This window comes from Streptomyces sp. NTD91 (genome assembly GCF_059510455.1).
Genome location: NZ_JCAJZW010000002.1, coordinates 204,363 through 224,826, shown reverse-complemented (window position 1 = coordinate 224,826; position 20,464 = coordinate 204,363). Strand labels below are relative to the sequence as shown.

Sequence of the window (20,464 nt, the reverse complement as noted above, 5' to 3'; positions counted from 1 at the left end):
GAAAGAGGAGGGAAAGGGGACATGACTACCGATCGGTAACGGGGGGCTTGCGCGGCCTCGGGCGGGCCGTGCGAGGATCGGCGGAGCCCCGTGTCGTACCGAGCCAGGATGTCCAGCTCCTTGACCTTCCCAGCAGCCCTCCTTGGTACCACCGTGCGCGTGCTGCGCACGGCGGCCGGGCAGCGTGCGCTGCAACTGGCGCTGCTGGTCGGCGCACTGTTCGCGCTGGGCTTCCTGTGCGGTGAGCAGGCACACGCGGCCGACGGAACCCCGCTGCCGGCGCGGGTGACTTCGGTTGCGGTACGACCCGGACGGAGCGAGCCGGCGGCCCCTGCCCGGACGGCACGGGCCGCACATGCCGTCCGGCCGGCCGAGGCCGTACGCGCGGCACGCGCGGTCGGGCCGGTCCGCACGGTCACCGAGCGGCTCGCCGGCCCCGCCGTCCGTACGGTCGGCGCGCAGGCCGTCATGCCCGTGCGGCGGATCGGTGACCAGGCCGTCGCCTCCGTGCGCGACGTCCTCACCGCCGTCTCCCGGTCCGTCCAGGAGACGGCCGGCCCCGTCGTCGGACAGCCCCCGGCCACCGCACCGTCCTTGCCGCTGCCCGACCTCACCCCCATCACGGACGTGCCCGTCCGGATGGCGGCGCCGAAGTCCGCGCCGCCCCGCACACAGCGGGACGGCGGCGCGGCGGTGTCGGCTTTGGCGGAGCACAGGCAGCAGCACGCCGGTGCCGGGCGTCGTACGGTCGTCGGCGCGCCGACGGTGGCCGTCGTGTACGGCCCGCGGGCCATGGAGGTGCCGCAGCCGGTGGCGTACACCGGTGCACGGCACGGCGCAGGCGCCGTGGGCGTGCCCGGCCGGCCCTCGCCCACCGAAGACCCCGACGGCGTGCTGGGCAAGCAGGCCGCCGACGGCAGCGTGTCGCGGCACGGGGACGCGTACGCCGTGAGCCTCGACGTCCGGGCGCCCGTGCGGCTCGCGCCCGGCGCCGTCGCGCGCGTCGACGCGCCCCGCACCCGCGAACGGCACCGGGGCATCCCGGTCTTCCCCGGCTAGGCGGCAGGGCCGACCTCCCCGCCACGGCTCTGTCGTGCGGGGCGGATCAGCCCCGCCCGCCCGTCCGGCCCCACCTCGCTGACCCGCGTGATCCCTGGTCACGGCAGCACGGCATCCGGGTCCACGCCCTCCGTTCTCACATGATCGGCGTCCAGCGGGCTTTGGACGGTCCCCAGCCGATTCCAGCCGTTTCCGGCGTTCTCCAAAGGACTTGACGCACACCATGAACAAGAACATCCGCCGTTCGATCGTGATAGCCGCCGGTGTCACCGGTGCGTGGGCGCTCGGCTCGGCCGTCGCCAGTGCCGACGAACTGTCCACCGGCTCCGTGTCCGTCCCGGACGCGAGCACCGACTCGGTCGCCGGCACGGTGGACGGCGTCCTCACCGGCGTCCACGACACCGTCCCCGGCCTCCAGAACACGGTCGGCCAGACCGTCTCCGGACTGACCGGCGCGTCCGGGACGTCGGGTGTGTCGGGCACGTCCGGCTCGGTCGCCTCGCTCACGTCCACCGTCTCGGGAACCGCCGCCCAGGCCGCGCGGCCCGCGCAGACGGCGACGCACACCGCGACCGGTGGCGTCGGCGCCGCCGCCCAGGCCCGCCGCGCCGCCGGTGCCGAGGTGCCGGCCGCCGCGAAAATCCGGGGTGCCGAGGCCGTCCGGGGTGCTCAGGCGGCCCGTGGGGCCGAGGCACGCGTCCAGGCCGACGGTACGCGGCTCACGGTCCGCGCCGACCGCGTCTCCGGCAGTGCGGCGCAGGCAGCTTCCACCGCGTCCGGGACCCTTCCCCACGACCCCCAGGACGCGATCGACTACCTCTTCGGCCCGCTCTCCTCCTTCGCCCCGGAGGTGGAGGAGGCCCTGGCCGCCGCCCAGACCAAGCTCCAGGCCACCCGGACGGCCGCCCGACCGAAGGCGCAGGGCGTCGAGGGCGTCGTACGGACGAGGGAGCAGCAGACCGTCGCCGGCGCGCAGGGCCGGACCGCCGGTGCCGCGCACGCCGTCGGCGCCACCATCGCCGAGGCGACCGGCGCGGCCGAGGCCTCCGTCGCCGGTGTGCCCGGTCGCGTCACCGGTACGACCACGGGCGTCGAGGAGCGCGTCGTCGGCACGGTCCGGGCGGTGCCCGGCGCGGTCACTCCGGTGCTGGAGAAGGCGCTGGACGAGACGGCCGCCGGGGCCGTCCCGCCGGTGGCCACCACGGCGGCGAACGGCGCCGTACCGGTCGCCGGGCGGACGCTGACCGGCGTGCGGGGCACGTGCGGGTACGCGGCGGCGGGCGCGTACGACGCCGCGCAGGGCACTGTCTCCGGTGTGCGCGCGGTGGCCGGCCGTGCTGTCGGCCGGGCGCTGGGCGTCGCCGAGGGCGCCGTGTCCGGTGGTTACGGGACCGCCGAGGGCGCCGTCCACGGCCTGCACGAGGCGGTGACGGGTGCCGTCGGCGGTGTGCGGCCGGTGGCCTCCGGCGCGATGTCGTACGCCGGCGGGATCGACAGGGAGGTCGCACGGGACGCCACGGACGCGGTGCTGCCGCCGGTGGCCTCCGCCGCCGTGCACGGGGCCCTGCCGGTCGCCGGTCGGGCCGTCGCGGACGCGGGCGTCCTCGGCCACCGCGTGGCCGGCGACGCCCGCTCCTTCGCGACAGGTACCGCCGGCGCCGTACCGCCGCTCGCGCACGGCGTCACCGCACGGACCGGCAGTGTCGCGGAGGGTGCGACCGCTCGGAGCGCCGCCTTCACGGAGGGGGTGACCACGCGGACCACCGCCTTCGCCGAGGGACTCGCCGCCCAGGTACCGCCTTTCACCGCCGGCGTCACCGGTGGCACCGGGGCGCCGGTCCCGCGCGCCGAGGGCTTCGCGTACGGCCTGGACGGGACGGTGCGGGACGACGGTGTTCCGCTCGCCTGGCACGCCGTGGGCGGGGCCGAGGGAGCCGCCCGTGCGGCCGTACCGGCGTATCTCCAGGACGTGCACGGGGATCACCCGTACGGCGTGCGGCATTCCGCGCCGGGCATCCGATACCAGGGCTGAGCGCCCGGAACCGCTCCGCGGGGCGTCCGGAGGCGGGCGGCCGAATGCCGTCGGCACGTCCGGCCGGCGCCCCGCGGCACGGGCGGGTGGTCCCCATTGGGGTGGGGATCAACCGCCCCGGCCCCGGAACCACCGGGGCCGCCCCAGAGGCCTCACCGGGTCAACCCCAGCCCGGTGAGGCCTCGCACATCACCCCGACAGCGGCACGCCGTGCCAGGAAAACCGGCATTATGTGACAGGTATCACCGCTCGTGTGTGACCCTCGATTTAGGGAGCCCCCGCAAGCGGCGATAACCTGCGAGACGGACATGCCGCGCGCTCGGACACCGTGTGCGCCTCCCCTGTGACAAGCGGACGTCACGTTGCCCTTCGCGGCACGCCCACGCATCCAACGAACCGCGAGATCACTGATAGGGACGGAAGCGCGTGGACCTGTTCGAGTACCAGGCGAGGGACCTCTTCGCCAAGCACGATGTACCGGTGCTGGCCGGTGAAGTCATCGACACGCCTGAGGCGGCGCGCGAGATCACCGAGCGTCTGGGCGGCAAGTCCGTCGTCAAGGCTCAGGTGAAGGTCGGTGGTCGCGGGAAGGCCGGCGGTGTCAAGCTCGCCGGCACGCCGGACGAGGCCGTCGCCCGTGCGACGGACATCCTCGGCATGGACATCAAGGGCCACACGGTCCACAAGGTCATGATCGCCGAGACCGCTCCGGAGATCCTCGAGGAGTACTACGTCTCCTTCCTCCTCGACCGCGCCAACCGCACCTTCCTCTCCATCGCCTCGGTCGAGGGCGGCGTGGAGATCGAGGAGGTCGCGGCCACCCGCCCCGAGGCCGTCGCGAAGATCGCGATCGACGCCATCGACGGCGTGGACAAGGCCAAGGCGCAGGAGATCGTCGCCGCCGCCAAGTTCCCGGCCGAGGTCGCGGACAAGGTCGCCGACGTCCTCGTGAGGCTGTGGGACGTCTTCATCAAGGAAGACGCCCTGCTGGTCGAGGTCAACCCGCTGGCCAAGGTGGCCTCCGGCGACGTCATCGCCCTCGACGGCAAGGTGTCGCTCGACGACAACGCCGAGTTCCGCCACCCCGAGTTCGAGGAGCTCCACGACAAGGCCGCGGCCAACCCGCTCGAGGCCGCCGCCAAGGAGAAGAACCTCAACTACGTCAAGCTGGACGGCGAGGTCGGCATCATCGGCAACGGCGCGGGTCTCGTCATGAGCACCCTGGACGTCGTCGCGTACGCCGGTGAGAAGCACGGCGGCGTCAAGCCCGCCAACTTCCTGGACATCGGTGGCGGCGCCTCCGCCCAGGTGATGGCGAACGGTCTGGAGATCATCCTGGGCGACCCGGACGTCAAGTCCGTCTTCGTCAACGTCTTCGGTGGCATCACCGCCTGCGACGAGGTCGCCAACGGCATCGTGCAGGCCCTGAAGCTCCTGGAGGACCGCGGCGAGAAGGTCGAGAAGCCGCTCGTCGTCCGCCTCGACGGCAACAACGCCGAGCTGGGCCGGAAGATCCTCACCGACGCCAACCACCCGCTGGTGCAGCGCGTCGACACCATGGACGGCGCGGCCGACAAGGCCGCCGAGCTGGCCGCCGCCAAGTAAGCACTCAGGACGAGGACACCAACACACCATGGCTATCTGGCTCAACAAGGACAGCAAGGTCATCGTCCAGGGCATGACCGGCGCCACCGGCATGAAGCACACCAAGCTCATGCTCGGTGACGGCACCAACGTCGTGGGCGGCGTGAACCCGCGCAAGGCCGGCACCACCGTGGACTTCGACGGCACCGAGGTACCCGTCTTCGGCACCGTCAAGGAGGCCGTCGAGAAGACCGGCGCCAACGTCTCCGTCATCTTCGTGCCGGAGAAGTTCACCAAGGACGCGGTCGTCGAGGCCATCGACGCCGAGATCCCGCTGGCCGTCGTCATCACCGAGGGCATCGCCGTGCACGACACGGCGTCCTTCTGGGCGTACGCCGGCAAGAAGGGCAACAAGACCCGCATCATCGGCCCGAACTGCCCCGGCATCATCACCCCCGGCCAGTCGAACGTCGGCATCATTCCGGGCGACATCACCAAGCCGGGCCGCATCGGCCTGGTGTCGAAGTCCGGCACGCTGACGTACCAGATGATGTACGAGCTGCGTGACATCGGCTTCTCCACCGCCGTCGGCATCGGTGGCGACCCGATCATCGGCACCACCCACATCGACGCCCTGGCCGCGTTCCAGGACGACCCCGACACCGAGCTGATCGTGATGATCGGTGAGATCGGTGGCGACGCCGAGGAGCGTGCCGCGGCGTTCATCAAGGAGAACGTGACCAAGCCGGTCGTCGGCTACGTCGCGGGCTTCACGGCGCCCGAGGGCAAGACCATGGGTCACGCCGGCGCCATCGTCTCCGGCTCCTCCGGCACGGCGCAGGCCAAGAAGGAGGCCCTGGAGGCCGCGGGCGTCAGGGTCGGCAAGACCCCGACCGAGACGGCCAAGCTCGCCCGCGAGATCCTGGGCGCCTGAGCTTCTTGACCGAGCGTCGGTAGGCCCGTCCCCTTGGCCGGGGCGGGCCTACCGGCGTTCCCGCTCGCTGCGCTGGGTGGGTGTCCGCAGGCGGTGCGGTCATCCGGTCGGCGGCGTCAGTCTCTCGGGGCCCTTGGCGGCAGCCATCGGCAGCTTTGCCTGCAGCGCCTGTTGCTCCGGGGACAGTGGACCCGTTACTCCCACCGGTGGAACGCTGCACCGCCCGGACCCGGTACGGCGAGTTCCGTCCGCAGCTCGGCGTACGCCTTGCCCTCCCTTCCCCGACGGAACATGGCGGCCGGATTCCCCCGCACGCAGGGGTGAGGGGCTGACGCCGACGCGCGCGGCCGGCTGAGCACGCGTCAGTGACCGGGACTGCGCGGGCGTCGGCGTTCCGTCGGCGGTGGCAGTGGGCCGGCACTCTTCTGCGTCGTCACCTGGCGCTCCGGCGAACGGGAACATAAACGTATATTCAGCGACACTTCGATGGTTTGCCTGTTACAGCAGGAAAACACGTGCCATTGGGACCATGGCGTGCGTGAATCTGATGACCGCTCGCCGACCGTCGCTGTCACCCCTGCTGACCCGGATGCGGGACCACGAGCCCGGGCTCGGCGCGAGCCTCCTGAGCGGCGCCGTGGCGGCCGGACTCGGTTTCGCCTCGTTCGCCGCCCTGCTGATGGTGCTGTGGGTGAGTTCGCCGTACCCCGACAGCGGTCCGGCCGGCGCGCTGCACACCGCCGCCGCGCTGTGGCTGCTGACGCACGGCGTCGAACTGATCCGCACCGACACGCTCTCCGGCGCGCCCATGCCGGTGGGCGTGACACCCTTGTTGCTGCTGGCGTTGCCCGTGTGGCGGTTGTACCGGGCGGCCCGGGACGCGGTGGACGCGCCCGCCGACGCCGACGGCCCGCCTCCCGTGCCTGCGCGCACGGCGTGGACGGGCGTCGTCCTCGGCTACCTCGGCGTCAGCGGCGCGGTCGCCCTCTACTGCTCCGGCGGCGAACTGCGGCCCGATTGGCTGTGGGTGGCGGCCTGTCTGCCGCTGGTCGCGGCAGGCTCGGCGGCGGCCGGGGTGTGGTCGGCGTACGGCTGCCCGCGCGAGCCGGTGCTCAGGGCGCTGGAGGTGCTGCCGGGGCCGGTGCGGCAGGTGATGTCCGGCGGCGACGGACGCGCCCGGCTGGGTACGGCCCTACGGGCCACCGGTGCGGCCGCGGCGGTGCTCTTCGGTGGCGGGGCCGTGCTGCTCGGCGTGTCGCTGGTGTGGCACGCCGGACCGGCGCGGGCGTCCTTCCTCCAGCTGACGCAGGGGTGGACGGGGCGGTTCGCGGTGCTGCTCCTCGGTCTCGCGCTGGTCCCGAACGCGGCGGTGTGGGCCGCCTCCTACGCCCTCGGCCCCGGTTTCCTCCTCGGCGTCGGGCACGCGGTACACCCCTTCGTCTCCGATCCGGCGCCGTTGCTGCCGCCGTTCCCCCTGCTGGCGGCGGTGCCGGACGCGGGCGCCGGGACGCTGTCCAACTGGGCGACGGGGCTGGTGCCCGGGGTGGCCGGGATGACGGCGGGGTGGTTCGTGGCGCGCGGGGCCGTACGGCGGTCGGGGCCGGACGCGGCGGCGGCCCGTTGGTCGGCCCCCCGTACCGCCGGTGTGGTGCTGCTGACGGCGACGCTCTGCGCGGCGGTCTGTGCCCTCCTCGCAGACCTGGCCGGAGGCCCGCTGGGAGTGTCCGCGCTGGCCCGCTTCGGACCCGTGTGGTGGCAGACCGGAGGAGCGTCGGCCGCGTGGACGGCGGTGTTCGGGATGCCGGTGGCGCTGATCGTACGGGCGTGGCGGCTGTGGCGCGGACGCGCGGCGGGCGGGGTGACTCCGGCGCGGGGCACAAGGGCGGGCCGGAAGGCCGAGGGCTCCGCGCCGGCATCCGGGAAGGGGAAGGAGGCGCAGCCGAAGGAGGCGACCGCCGGCAGGTCCGGGGCGAAGGAGCCGGCCCCGACCGGGCCGAAGACGCCCCCTCGGCCGGAGGCCGCACCCGGCACCGTCGAACTCACCGACGACGAGCGGTACGACGTCCTTTCCGCCGGCGCCCCGTTCCCCGAGGCCTGGCACGACGACCGGACCCGCGCCTCCCGCTGGGCGGCTTTGCGGGAGGCCGCCGCACGCCACGCCGACGCGTCCGACGAGGACTCTCCGGCACCGGACGACCCACTGGGGATTTTTGACGTGCCGTCCCACGCGGACGGTCCGGAGCCCGGGACGGGCGTCACAGGACCCGGGGCGGATCTCCCGGACCGGCCGGCGGACCCCACGGTCCCTCCGCCGGGCGACCAGGAGCATCCCGAAGAAGCCGGGTGACCCCCGCACCAGCCCCGGCCCGGGCTCACCACCCCGTTGTCGTGCCGTCGTGTTCGTGCCGCCGGCCCACAGGGCGCCGCCCTTGCCCGACCCCGGTGCTGCATCACGGCCTACGCGCCCGGAGGGCCGTAGCTCCGGCTGGACCAGAGGGCGGCGTCGTGACGTCGGCGGTACATCACCAGGTTGCCGTCCGTCTACATCACCGCGTACGCACCGGAGTCGCCGCTCGTGCCGGGCGACCGGACCACCTGGCCGGCGCCGTTGCCGGTGCTCAGGCGGGCCACCGGGTGTGTCGGCCGAGGCCGTCGCCGAGGACGGGGGCAGGGCCCCCGAAGCGGGGCGCATACCGCGGCGACCGCGATGCATCCGCTCCTCAGGGTGCCGGGCCACCCGTTCCTCCTCGGGAACGAGCCGGACCGGGCCCCGTGCGGGGTGCCCGGTCCGGTCGGGGTCGGCGTGTCGTTACTGGTCGGTGTAGCGGCGGACCGGCGAGGCGAGGCCGCCGTCGCCGTTGCTGTCGGCGGTCAGGGTGAACTCGGCCGGGATCTGGGTCGGGTAGGCGTAGTACAGGGCGAGGTCGGCCTTGCCGTCGCCGTTGAAGTCACCGCCTGTCATGAACTGTGTGTTCGGTCCCCAATCGCTCTGCGACCACACGGCGGTGGGGGAGGAGGAGGTGCCGCCGTTCATGGTGAAGATCGCGTCGTGCTGGTTGTTGTTGTCCGTGTAGTTGTAGAACAGGGCGAGGTCGGCCTTGCCGTCGCCGTTGAAGTCACCCGCGGTCATCGACTTGGTGTTGGGGCCGAAGCTGGTGTCGTCCCAGATCTTGGCCGGCGCGGACAGGGCACCGGCGGTGCCCGCGGTCATGGTGAAGATCGCGTCGTGCTGGTTGTTGTTGTCCGTGTAGTTGTAGAACAGGGCGAGGTCGGCCTTGCCGTCGCCGTTGAAGTCACCGGCCGTCAGCATCTTGGTGTTGGGGCCGAAGACGGTGTCGTCCCAACGCTTGACCGGTGTGGCCAGGGCGCCGCTGCCGGAGGACGCGGCGGTGAGGGTGAACACGGCGTCGTGCTGACCGTCGCTGTAGGTGTAGTACAGGGCCAGGTCGCTCTCGTGGTCGCCGTTGAAGTCACCGGCCGCCATGAACTTGGTGCCCGGACCGAACGCGGTGTCGTCCCACTGCTTGACCGGGGAGGTGAATCCGCCGCCTCCCGTCGCCGTGAGCGTGAAGATCGCGTCGTGCTGACCGTCGCTGTAGTTGTAGTACAGCGCGAGGTCGGTCTTGCCGTCGCCGTTGAAGTCGCCCGCGGCCATGGACGTGATGCCCGGCCCGAAGACGGGGTCGTCCCAGACGAGACGGACGGGCTGGAAGCCACCGTCACCGGCCGAGTCGGCGAGCGCGACGGTGAGGGCGTCATGGCCGCCGCCGGCGTCGATGAGGTGGGCGACGTCGGCCTTGCCGTCGCCGTTGAAGTCCCCGGTCGCCTGGGCGATCACCGAGCCGGCGGGGACGTAGGGGACGTCGGCCAGGGCGGCGATCTGCGGGGCGGTGAGGGCCTGCTGGTAGGTGGTCACGTCCGCGACGCCGCCGGTGAAGGCGGTGCTGCCGTTGCCGATGACGAAGGCGCCGGTGGCGTTCCACTTGGTGGTGTGGGTGGCGGTGGCCGCCTGCTTGCCGTTGACGTAGAGGGTCATGGTGCCGGCCGACGCGTCGTAGGTGGCGGTCAGCCGGGCCCAGGCGCCGATCTGGGCGGTGAGCCCATTGGCCGTGGCGGTGTCGATGGTGGCGGAGGTGGAGTCGCTCTGCGGCATCCGGAACCGCCAGGTCTTGGACGCCGCGTCGGAGTAGACGGCGAAGCCGGAGGTGCTGGACCCCTTCTGGCTGAGGACGGTGCCGCCGAGGGACTCGGGCTCGACCCACGCGGATACGGTGAAACTGCCGTTGGTGGTGACGGCGGGGCCGTTGGTCTTCAGCGTGCCGGTGCCGTCGAAGTGGGCGGCGGCGGAGAACAGGTCTCCGCTGGCCCAGGTCGCGCCGCCGCTGCCGGTGGCGTTCAGGGTGCCGGTCGTGTCCTGGGCCGTGGCGATGGCGCCGGTCTGCGCGTCGTTGAGGGGCCAGGCGTCGTGGGCGGCGGTGAGGGTGTCGAGGTTCTGCGTGAGCGTGGCCGACGCGGTGGTGGACAGGTTGGTGAACAGGTTCGCGGTGGTGGCGGCGCCGGCTCCGGTGGTCCACAGGTCGGGGGTGCCGTCGCCGTTGATGTCGGCTGCCTGCAGGGTGAGGGCCGCGCCGGTGTGGAAGCCGGTGGCGACCGGGTAGTCGGTGTAGGTCAGGGTGCCGCCGTAGGGGTCGGCGGAGAGGTTCTCCCACAGGTCGAGCCGACCGGTGGACTTGTTCCACAGGAACATGGCCGTGCTGCTGCCGTTGCTGCCGGGCACCTGCACGGTGGCCAGCTGCCAGTCGTTCCAGTCGGCCGTGCCGTCCGGGCTGTTGACGGTGAGCGGCCAGGCCATCCAGCTGCCGAGGATGCCCTGGGCCTGGTAGATGTTCAGCGCGTAGCCGTTGGTCGTGTCACCGGAGATGCCGATGAGGTCCGGGTACGGGCTGCCGCCGGCTGAGGTCGTGCCCGCGGCGGCGAGCTGGAGGGGGCTGTCGCCGTTGAAGTCCTGGAGGCTCAGCGGTGTGATGTTGTGGACGTTCTCGTTGTAGCGGGTGGCGAGAGCGGAGCCGTCGCCGTTGCCGTTGATGATCGCTCCGCCGCCGGCATTGCTGCCCGAGGGGTAGTAGACGAGGACGTCCTGGAATCCGCTGTCGGTGAAGGGCCCGGTGAACGCGGTGGCGCCGTCGAAGTCCGACGGTGAGCCGGCCGTGTTCAGTCCGCTGCCGTTGGCACCGATGTCGCTCGGCGAGGACACCACGTGCCCGTCACCGGTGGTCTTGCCCGTGTCGGCCTTGCCACCGGCCAGCCACAGCCCGGAGGGCAGTCCGTTCTGGTGGCCGACGGTCAGCAGGTCGGGGACGTCGTCGCCGGTCAGATCGCCGTCGCCCTGCGGGCTCGCCGGATTGGCGGAGTTGAAGGTGACGGACGCGGTGTCACCGTAGTTGGCCCCGGCGGACAGGCTGGACACCGACAGGACGTTGGTGTGCCGGCTGGGGGTGACCGAGATGGTGGCGTTGCCCGAGGAATCGGCAGTGACGTTCACCGGAGCGCCGCCGTTGAGCTGGTACTCGTAGCTCGACGGCGTGGTGCCGGTGGCCGGCGGGGCGATGGCGACGGTGAGCGGCTGCCCGATGGTGGTGCTTCCGGGCTGGGTGATGACAGGGGTGCCGGGCCGGGTGGGGTCGAAGGAGAAATGGCAGGTGGCCGAGGAGTTGCCCCAGTACTTGAAGTCGCTGACCGCGACGTTCCAGTCGAACTCGGTGACCTTGCCGCCCGCTGCCTGCTCCAGGGTGGCCTTCGGGATCACATAGACGGCCGTCGAACCCGACTGTCCGGTCAGGGAGTTGGAGTCGGACTGGGCGATGGCGCTGCTGCTGCCGTGCGGGAAGAGCTGGAAGTGCGCGCCGAGCGTGCCGCCGTCGGTGTCGGACATGCCCGCGTAGAGGGTGACACTGCCGTCACCGATGACGGCGTCGTCCTGGCAGGACGTGGACGGCGACGTGGTCAGGTGGGTGGGAGTGTCCGGTTTGTGGTCGTAGGTGGTGGACACGCTGATGGTGTTGGCGAACTCCTTCCACCCGTACTTGTCCGTCTCGTCCCCGGCCCGCAGGCCGAAGGTGAGGTTGCCCGTCTTGGCGTTCGCCGCGCTCTGCATGACGCTGCCGATGTCGAAGCCGACGCCGGCGGCGGGGCACGAGGAGTCCCAGCCGTGCGCGACGGTCTGCGAGTCGACCTCGCTGATCATGCTGGGCGGGTTGTCCCAGGTCGTGCCCGAGGAGATGGTGCCGGTCTTCCACAGCTGCACCGGTGTGGCCGTGCAGGACGGGGACCATTCCTCGGTGAAGTTGAGCTGCGAGGACAGCACGGTGGAGCCGTAGATCTGGGAGGGCACACCGATCTGCACGAAGGAGCGTGCGGTGAAGGTGGGGGAGTCCCAGTACTGGTCGCCGACCCGAAGCAGGTCACTGGATTTCCAGTAACTGGATCCGTGGTAGTAGGAGTTGGTCTGCGTCCAGGCCTGCCGGGGGCTGGAGGCGGACGGGGCGTCGAAGGAGGGGTCGATGTAGACCGGGTACACCGTCCCATGGCCCCTCAGCAGTGACCCGGGAGGCGTCAGCGCGATCCCCTTGGCCGTGACCCTGGTGGCGATGGGGGCGTGGTGCGCGCCCTTGCCGGGCCCGGCGGCGGAGGAGGCGACGGGCTGGCCACTGGCACGGTCGACGCTGCGGCCGGTGAGCGGGTCGTGGACCACCGAAGCGGCGGCGACACGGGAGGAGGCGGAGTCCCACATCTGGGGCGCGGACGCCGTGAAGACCGGGTGTCGGCCGCGGTCGGCCGCGGTGATGTTCCCGGCGTGGTCGGCGGAGACGGACACCCCGTGGGCCCGGGTGGCCAGGGTGAGTTGCTCGAGCGCGGGGTTGGCCGCCGCCTTGGCGTTCTGGACGGCCAGGACCTCGGAGAAGCCGCCTTGCGCATTGGCGGTGACGATCAGGTCGACTCCGCTGAGCACGTCTCGGTAGGTGGCCGTGGCGCCGGAGAGCGTCGGGGCCGGCAGCCGCATGGGCAGGCTGAGCGCCAGGCTCCTGCCACGGCTGTCCATGACGGCCAGCGGGCCCGAGCCGCCGCCCGACAGGGTCAGATCACTGCTGGTGACGACGGTGGAGATGCTGCCGTCGGCGTTCTTGCGCAGTGTCGGGTCGAGAGTCTTCCAGGTGCGCCCGACCCGCTTGCGGACCGGAGCGAGTGACTGCGTGAGGGTGAGCGTGCCGTTGGGATGGGCGGTCAGCGTACTGCTGTCGGTCGTCGCGGCGGTCGCCGCGGTGTCCTTGCCCGTCTTCCGCGCCCTGGCCGACGCCTCCTCGGCGGTCAGACCGAAGCTCGTGGCCTTGCGCGCCTTGTGGGTGGAGGACGAGACGGCAGTGGCGGAGGCCGAAGCCGCCGGAAGCGCGCTGATGCCTGCCGCCAGCGCCATGACCACGATGGGTGTGCTGACGGCGCGCCATGTCGCCTGTCTCTGAGGAGGGGAGGAGGACACGTCGGACCCTTCTGCTGTGGCCGGGCGGCTCCCGGGCCAGCGTCAAGGTAGTTGACCGGCACATGCCCGCCTCCGGGTGTGCAGGGAGCCCCGGGACAATTGATCGATTCTTTTCTTGATCGGGGAACCCTTTGCGATCTTGTAGACGGTTCTTTCTTCGTACGTATGGCCCTCCGTGGAAATCTCTGACCTCACGTGTGCAGAAGGCGTTCAACTCTGCACTGTTGTGTGCGACTTGAAACGCCTTTTTGACAAGGGGTCAACCGATGTCCGTGTGGGGTGGGAAGCGGCGTGCCGGCCGCGTGCGCAGATCCGGATGGGTCGTCTTCCTCGCCGTAGGATCACTGTTCGCCTCCGCGGGCACGGCCGGCGCGGACGCGGTGCAGCGTTCCGCGCATCGGCACGCCTCAGCACCGCATGTGCACGCCGCGCCGGCGGTGAAGGGTGTCGAGCCGGTGGCGACGCACTTCGCCAAGCCGCACGACCAGGCCACCCGGCGCTACCGGCCCACCGCGACGACCCTGCCGAAGCCCCAGACCGCCACCGTTCCCGTCGCCCCGGCACACAAGTCGCCTTCCACCGCCCACACGCGGGCCCGCATACCGGTGTCGCTCCAGCCGGTCGCGGTCAAGACCGCCGCGTACCGAGGGCCCTCCTCCGCCGCCGTGACGGTCACGTCACGCGCACAGGCCGCGAAGGCCGGCGTGAACGGCGTCCTGTTCACCCTCACCCCCTCCGGGAAGCGTCGGGGCAGGGCCCAACTCAGCGTGGACTACTCGGGCTTCGCCCAGGCCTACGGCGGCGGCTTCGGCTCCCGGCTGCACCTGGTGACGCTCCCCGCCTGTGCGTTGACGTCACCGCAGCGTGCGGCGTGCCGTACCCAGACGCCCCTGCGGTCGAAGAACGACGCGCGGAAGGAGTCGGTCTCCGCATCGCTGCCTCTGGGCGGTACGTCCTCCGGCTCGTCGATGATGGTGATGGCCGCGGTGTCCGGATCGGGTGGCGGCGACGGCGGCGGCCCGTCGGGCTCGTACGCGGCGACCACGCTGAAGCCCTCGGGCTCGTGGTCGGCGGGCGGCTCCTCGGGTTCGTTCACGTACTCCTACCCGATGTCCGTCCCTTCGTCGGCGTCCTCCCTCACCCCCAAGCTGTCCCTCGACTACGACTCGGGATCGGTGGACGGGCAGACCGCGGCGACCCAGGCGCAGTCGTCCTGGGTGGGTGACGGCTGGAGCACCCCGCAGTCCTTCATCGAGCAGTCCTTCGTCTCCTGCAGCGACAGCCCGGAAGGCACCGCGTCGCCGGTTGCGACGTCGGACGAGTGCTACGACGGGCCGGTCCTCACGCTCTCTCTCAACGGCTCGACGACCTCGCTCGTGTGGGACTCGTCGAAGAACGTGTGGAAGCCGCAGAACGACAACGGCGCGGTCGTCAAACACGTCACCAACTCGAACAACGGCACCGGCACGTACAACACCGACTACTGGACGGTGACCGAACGCGACGGCAAGGTCTACTCCTTCGGCCGCAACGAACTTCCGGGCTGGGCCTCGGGCAAGGCGACGACGAACTCGGTCGACTCGGAGCCGGTCTACTCGGCGCACTCCGGTGACCCCTGCTACAGCTCGTCGGGGTTCACCTCCTCGGTGTGCACGATGGCCTACCGCTGGAACCTGGACTACGTCACCGACGTGCAGGGCGACGCGATGTCCTACTACTACAAGCAGGACACCAACTACTACGGCGAGGACAACGGCGCCCACGACGTCTCCTACGTCCGCGACTCGCACCTGGACCACGTCGACTACGGCTTCACCGACGGCAACGCCTACGGCACGGTGCCGGACAAGGTCCTGTTCGCCACCGGCGACCGGTGCGTGTCGGGCACCTGCGACCCGCTGAACTCCACGACCAAGGCGAACTGGCCGGACGTCCCCTACGACCTGGTCTGCGCCTCCGGCACGACCTGCACCGCGCACAGCCCGTCGTTCTTCTCCACGGTGCGGCTGACGTCGGTGACCACCGAGCAGTACGCGGCCGCCTCCTCCTCGTACGCGAAGGCGGACACCTGGGCGCTGACGCAGACGATGCCCACCTCCGGTGACGGCAACGCCACCCTGTGGCTGTCCGGCATCGCCCGCACCGGTCAGGACACCGCCGGCGGAGGCAGCACCACGCCCATCACCCTGCCCACCGTGTCCTTCGCCGCGGTGGACCTGCAGAACCGGGTGGACACCGTCACCGACGGCCTGCCGCCGCTGGACCGCTTCCGGATCTCCTCGATCACCACCGAGACCGGTTCCGTGATCGGCGTGCAGTACACACAGACCGCGGCCTGCTCGGCCCCGGTGACCGTCACCCCGTCGTCGAACACCTCCTCCTGCTACCCGGTGTACTGGACCCCGCAGGGCTACAGCGCACCCATCCTGGACTGGTTCAACAAGTACGTCGCCAACAAGGTCACCCAGACCGACCCCACCGGTGGCGCGCCGACGATGGCCACCTCCTACCAGTACGCCAAGCCCGCCTGGCACTTCGACGACAACGAGGTCGTGCAGAAGAAGTACCGCACCTACGGGCAGTGGCGCGGCTACCAGGACGTCAAGACCCTCACCGGTGACGGCGTCAACGACAAGCAGACCCTGGCGGAGACGACGTACTACCAGGGCATGTCGGACGACAACAACACCACCCAGGTGAGTCTGACCGACTCCCAGGGCGGCACCCACGAGGATCTGAATCAACTGACCGGGCAGCCACTGGAGTCCACCTCCTACCTCGGCAACGGGGGCCCGGTGGACCACTCCACCATCACCTCCTACTGGGTCTCTCCCGCCACCGCCACCCGCACCCGCTCCGGCCTGCCCGACCTCACCGCCAACACCGTGCAGCCCGTCGAGACCTGGACCCGCCAGGCGCTGACCGACAACGGCACCACCACCTGGCGCATCAACGAGACCGACACTTCTTACGACGCCACCCCCACGGACGCCGACTTCGGCCTGAAGACCGCCGAGTACAGTCACACGGTCCCGGCGGACGGTGCGTACGATCGATGCACCACCACCACGTACGCGGCCCCGAACACCGGTGAGAACCTGGTCGGCCTGGTCGCGAGCACGGAAACCGACTCGGTCGCCTGCGGCGGCTTCACCGAGGGCGGCACCAGCAGCGTTCCCGGCTCGGTCAACACCCTCACCGCCCCCCTCAGCGTCAACCGCCCGGACCAGGTCGTCTCCGCCACCCGCACCTTCTACGACGACCAGAGTCTGGCCACCACCTGGCCACAGCCGGCGTCCCCGACCTTCCCGCAGACCAGCGCGCCCACCAAGGGCGAGGCCTCCGTCACGCAGCAGGCGTCCGACTACAGCGGCGGCTCCTTCACCTGGCAGACCACCAAGACACAGGTCTACGACTCCCGCGGCCGGGTCACCGCGGCCTACGACGCGAACGGCAAGAAGACCACCACCGCCTTCACCGACGACGCCTACGGCTCGGTGACCGGCACGACCACGACCAACCCCCTGAACCAGAGCACCACCACCACCCTGGACCCGGCCCGCGGCCTGCCCCTGACCACGACGGACGCCAACGGCGTCGTCACCACGGTGCAGTTCGACACCCTGGGCCGCACGACCAGTGCGTGGCTGGACTCCCGCGCCACCACATCGCCGGCGAACTACACCTACGCCTACACCATCTCCAACAGCGGCATCACCGCGGTCACCACGAACAAGCTCAACGACTCGTCCGGCTACCAGACGTCGACCGCCCTCTACGACGCACTGATGCGCGTGCGGCAGACTCAGGCCCCCACCCCGCAGGGCGGGCGCCTGGTCACCGACACCTTCTACGACACCCGCGGCTGGAAGTCCGCCACCTACAACGGCTGGTGGGACTCGGCCACCACCCCCGACACCACCCTGGTCTCCGCGGCCGACCTCAAGGACGAGGTGCCCAACCAGGACTACTTCACCTACGACGGCCTGGGCCGGACCCTGATCGACCTGTCCGAGAAGGACAACGTGGAGGTCTCGCGGACCACCACCGTCCACAACGGCGACCGCACCACCGTGATACCCCCGGCCGGGGGCGTCACCAAGACCACGGTGACCGACCCCCTCGGCCGCACCTCTGAACTCGACGAGTACACCAGCGCACCCACGCTGAACACCCCGTCGAACACCTTCACCGGGATCTGGTCCGTCACGGGCGGCACGAGCCAGGCCACCACCTACGGCTACGACAGCCACGGCAACCAGAGCAAGGTCACCGCCGACGGCAGCACCTGGAGCAACACCTACGACCTGCTGGGCCACGTCATCGCCAAGGACGATCCCGACGCCGGCCACAGCAGCATGAGTTACGACAACTCCGGCAACCTGCTGCAGAGCACCGACTCCCGCAACAAGACGATCAGCTTCACCTACGACGCCCTGGGCCGTAAGACCGGCGAGTACGACGCACCCACCACCGGCCAGTCGTCCTCGAACCAGCTCGTCTCCTGGGTGTACGACAACTCCAACAACGCCGTCACCGGCATGAAGTACGCCATCGGTCACGTGACCACGGAGACCGCCCACTCGGGCGGTGCCGCCTACGTCACGCAGTCCAAGGGCTTCAACGTCTTCGGCGAGTCACTCGGCGAGACCGTAACCATCCCGTCCTCCACCGAGGGAAGCACGCTCGGCACCAGCTACACCTTCCAGCACATCTACACGACCACGACCGGGCTGGCCTACCGCGACGTCTACCCCGCCTCGGGCGGCCTGCCGTCCGAGGCGGTCACCCACACCTACTCCGGTGCCCTCGACCTGCCCTCCGGGCTGGGCAGCACCTCCGGCTACGCCCAGACCACGGCCTACGACGCCTTCGGCCGCATCCAGCAGGAGACCATCGGCGCGGGCTCCAACGAGGCCTGGATCACCGACACCTACGACCAGCACACCGGCAGGCTGACGGACCAGTTGGTGACGCGCTCCACGGCCACGCCGACGAACGTGGACGAGCAGGCGTACACCTACGACCCGGCCGGCAACATCACCAAGCAGATCTCCACCCGGCTCGGCTCGACGTCGTCCACCGAGACCCAGTGCTACCAGTACGACAAGCTGGACCGGCTGACCCAGGCCTGGACCGCCACCGACTCCTGCGCGGCCACCCCCTCCAGCACCGACTCGTCCATGGTCGGTGACGCCCTGGACACGAAGGCCGCCTACTGGACCTCCTGGAGCCTGGACGCGCTCGGCAACCGCAAGAGCGAGGTGCAGCACTCCACCACCGGCGGCACCGACACCACCACCAGCTACACCTACAACGGCAACCTGGCCAGCCAGCCCCACACCCTGACGTCCACCGACACCACGGGCGGATCGACCTCCTCCACCAGCGCCACCTACGACAGCGCCGGCAACACCCGGACCCGTACCACCTCCGCCAACGGCACCCAGACCTTCGCCTGGGACGACGCCGGCCGCCTCACCGGCATCACCGGCGGAACCCACGGGGACAGCCACTACCTCTACGACGCCGACGGCAACCTCCTGCTCCAGAAGGGCCCGTCCAGCACCGTCCTCTACCTGCCCGGCGAGCAGCTCACGCTCGACACCGCGAGCGGCACCGTGAACGGCGTCCGCTACTACCCCCTCCCCGGGGGCGGCTCCGCCGTCCGCACGGGATCCACCGCCACCGGCAGCACCAGCACCTACACCTTCGAGATCCCCGACCAGCACGGCACCGCGGGCCTGTCCCTGGACTCCACCGCCCAGACCCCCACCTGGCGCGAGTTCACCCCCTACGGCGCACCCCGCGGCACCACCGTCACCTGGAGCGACAACCGCGGCTTCCTCAACGCCCCCACCGAAGCCAGCACCGCCCTGACCATCATCGGCGCCCGCCAGTACGACCCCACCACCGGCCGCTTCATCAGCCTCGACCCCCTCTTCGAGGCGACCGACCCCCAGCAGATCGCGGGCTACAGCTACGCCGGAGACAACCCGGTCAACAGTTCCGACCCGACCGGAATGATCAAGTGGGACCCGGACGGCAACCAGTGCAGCGGCGGCTGGAACGAGTGCGGACCGGGCAGCGTCGACGTCACCCAGAGTGACGACACGTCCTGTGAAGGCGACTGCCTGCCCTGGCAGGACTACGGCTTCACCCCGGCCGAGTACGACGGCAAGAGCACCGGCCACTGGCCCGGCCCCTACCCAGCCACCAGCGAGAACGATCACCTCGACGACTACGTCCCCGCTCCCGTCCCCTCGGCGCCGCACAGCAAGGGCACCGCGTGGTGGAAGAGCGCCGTCTCCTTCCTCGGCGACGCCGGCAAGTTCCTCTACCACGCATCCGGTGCCTCGGACGTCGTCGGCTGCGTAGAGAACCCGACCTGGGGAGGCTGCACCAAGGCCGCTTTCATGGTGGTCGTCACCGTGGGCACGGGCGGCGAGGACGAGGTCGTCATGGTGGGCGCCGACGCACTCGAAGACGGCGCGGCCGATCTGGCCACCTCAGGCGGTGACGAGCTCCTCGGCGTCGGCTGCAAGCTCAGCTTCAGTCCGTCGACCCGGGTGCTGATGGCCCACGGCAAGACCGAGGCCATCGCCAAGATCAAACCGGGCGACAAGGTGGAAGCCGGCAACCCCAGCACCGGCAAACACCAGGGCCCACGCACTGTCCAGCACGTCTGGATCAACCACGACCACGACCTGCTCGACGTCACGATCCGCACCAAGGACGGCCACACCGCCACCGTCCACACCACGGCCAGGCATCCCTTCTGGGACGACACCGTCCACCAGTGGGTCCTCGCCGCAAAGCTCCACCGCGGCGACGCCCTCAACACCGTCGGCAACAGCCACGCCTACGTCGTCGCCGTCCGCACGACCCCTGGTGCGGCACACCGCTGGAACCTGACGGTCCAGGAACTCCACACGTATTACGTGCTGGCGGGCGGGACACCGGTACTCGTTCACAACTGCCCCGGTGGCGCCGAAGACGCAACAAACATCGTTTCGAAAAAAGCCGACAAGTACTTTGAGACCCAGGAAGAGGCCCGTTCTGCGGCGCTTCGAGCGCACGGCGTCTCTGATGAGTCGCTCGTGGAGACTCGCACGATCTACGGGAAGAACAACCCGAACCTGCGCGGCCCCGCCGGTGAACCGTGGGAACAGCTTGATGCTGTCAACGACGAGGGTGAGCTCGTCACCATCGACCACCATGCGAACGGCCACTACTTCGAGGACAACAACACATACGCGTTGCCCCACTATCATGGTCCCGACGGGGAGCATTACTTCTATGGGAGTCGCATATGGTAAGC

General features: G+C 70.7%; 7 protein-coding genes. 6 read left to right on the top strand and 1 reads right to left on the bottom strand.

The features are described from left to right. The first annotated feature begins 108 nt into the window (after positions 1 to 108). From AC5WRT_RS03695 to AC5WRT_RS03675, 5 genes are all read left to right on the top strand, one after another. Entirely contained in the window at positions 109 to 1,059 is a 951-nt protein-coding gene (locus AC5WRT_RS03695) for a hypothetical protein (protein WP_496099918.1), read from the top strand. 223 nt (positions 1,060 to 1,282) lie between these two features. Further along, a complete protein-coding gene (locus tag AC5WRT_RS03690) occupies positions 1,283 to 3,091 on the top strand; it encodes a hypothetical protein (protein ID WP_496099917.1) in 1,809 nt (602 codons plus the stop codon). Between the two features lie 426 nt (positions 3,092 to 3,517). Continuing rightward, on the top strand, positions 3,518 to 4,696 hold the full coding sequence (gene sucC, locus AC5WRT_RS03685; RefSeq protein ID WP_496092950.1) for an ADP-forming succinate--CoA ligase subunit beta: 1,179 nt from the start codon (positions 3,518 to 3,520) through the stop codon (positions 4,694 to 4,696). A gap of 28 nt (positions 4,697 to 4,724) precedes the next feature. Then, positions 4,725 to 5,609, top strand: coding sequence for a succinate--CoA ligase subunit alpha (sucD, locus tag AC5WRT_RS03680; RefSeq protein WP_496092949.1), 885 nt, complete (start codon positions 4,725 to 4,727; stop codon positions 5,607 to 5,609). Between the two features lie 529 nt (positions 5,610 to 6,138). Continuing rightward, positions 6,139 to 7,956: a cell division protein PerM gene (locus AC5WRT_RS03675; protein WP_496099916.1), complete on the top strand. Its 1,818-nt coding sequence runs from the start codon at positions 6,139 to 6,141 to the stop codon at positions 7,954 to 7,956. 462 nt (positions 7,957 to 8,418) lie between these two features. Here the strand turns inward: AC5WRT_RS03675 and AC5WRT_RS03670 are convergent, their stop codons facing one another. After that, complete coding sequence (locus AC5WRT_RS03670) at positions 8,419 to 13,080, bottom strand: LamG-like jellyroll fold domain-containing protein (RefSeq protein ID WP_496099915.1); 4,662 nt, start codon at positions 13,078 to 13,080, stop codon at positions 8,419 to 8,421. A 365-nt stretch (positions 13,081 to 13,445) separates the two neighbouring features. Between AC5WRT_RS03670 and AC5WRT_RS03665 the strand changes: the two genes are divergently transcribed. Then, positions 13,446 to 20,462, top strand: a complete 7,017-nt coding sequence (locus AC5WRT_RS03665; protein ID WP_496092946.1) for a polymorphic toxin-type HINT domain-containing protein — start codon at positions 13,446 to 13,448, stop codon at positions 20,460 to 20,462. The last annotated feature ends 2 nt before the right edge of the window (positions 20,463 to 20,464 follow it).

What these genes read in the sequence shown, in the direction of transcription:
- AC5WRT_RS03695 (WP_496099918.1), top strand. Translation starts at nt 109, where the DNA reads ATGTCCAGCTCCTTGACCTTCCCAGCAGCCCTCCTTGGTACCACCGTG.
- AC5WRT_RS03690 (WP_496099917.1), top strand. Translation starts at nt 1,283, where the DNA reads ATGAACAAGAACATCCGCCGTTCGATCGTGATAGCCGCCGGTGTCACC.
- sucD (WP_496092949.1), top strand. Translation starts at nt 4,725, where the DNA reads ATGGCTATCTGGCTCAACAAGGACAGCAAGGTCATCGTCCAGGGCATG.
- AC5WRT_RS03675 (WP_496099916.1), top strand. Translation starts at nt 6,139, where the DNA reads ATGGCGTGCGTGAATCTGATGACCGCTCGCCGACCGTCGCTGTCACCC.
- AC5WRT_RS03670 (WP_496099915.1), bottom strand. Translation starts at nt 13,080, where the DNA reads ATGGCGCTGGCGGCAGGCATCAGCGCGCTTCCGGCGGCTTCGGCCTCC.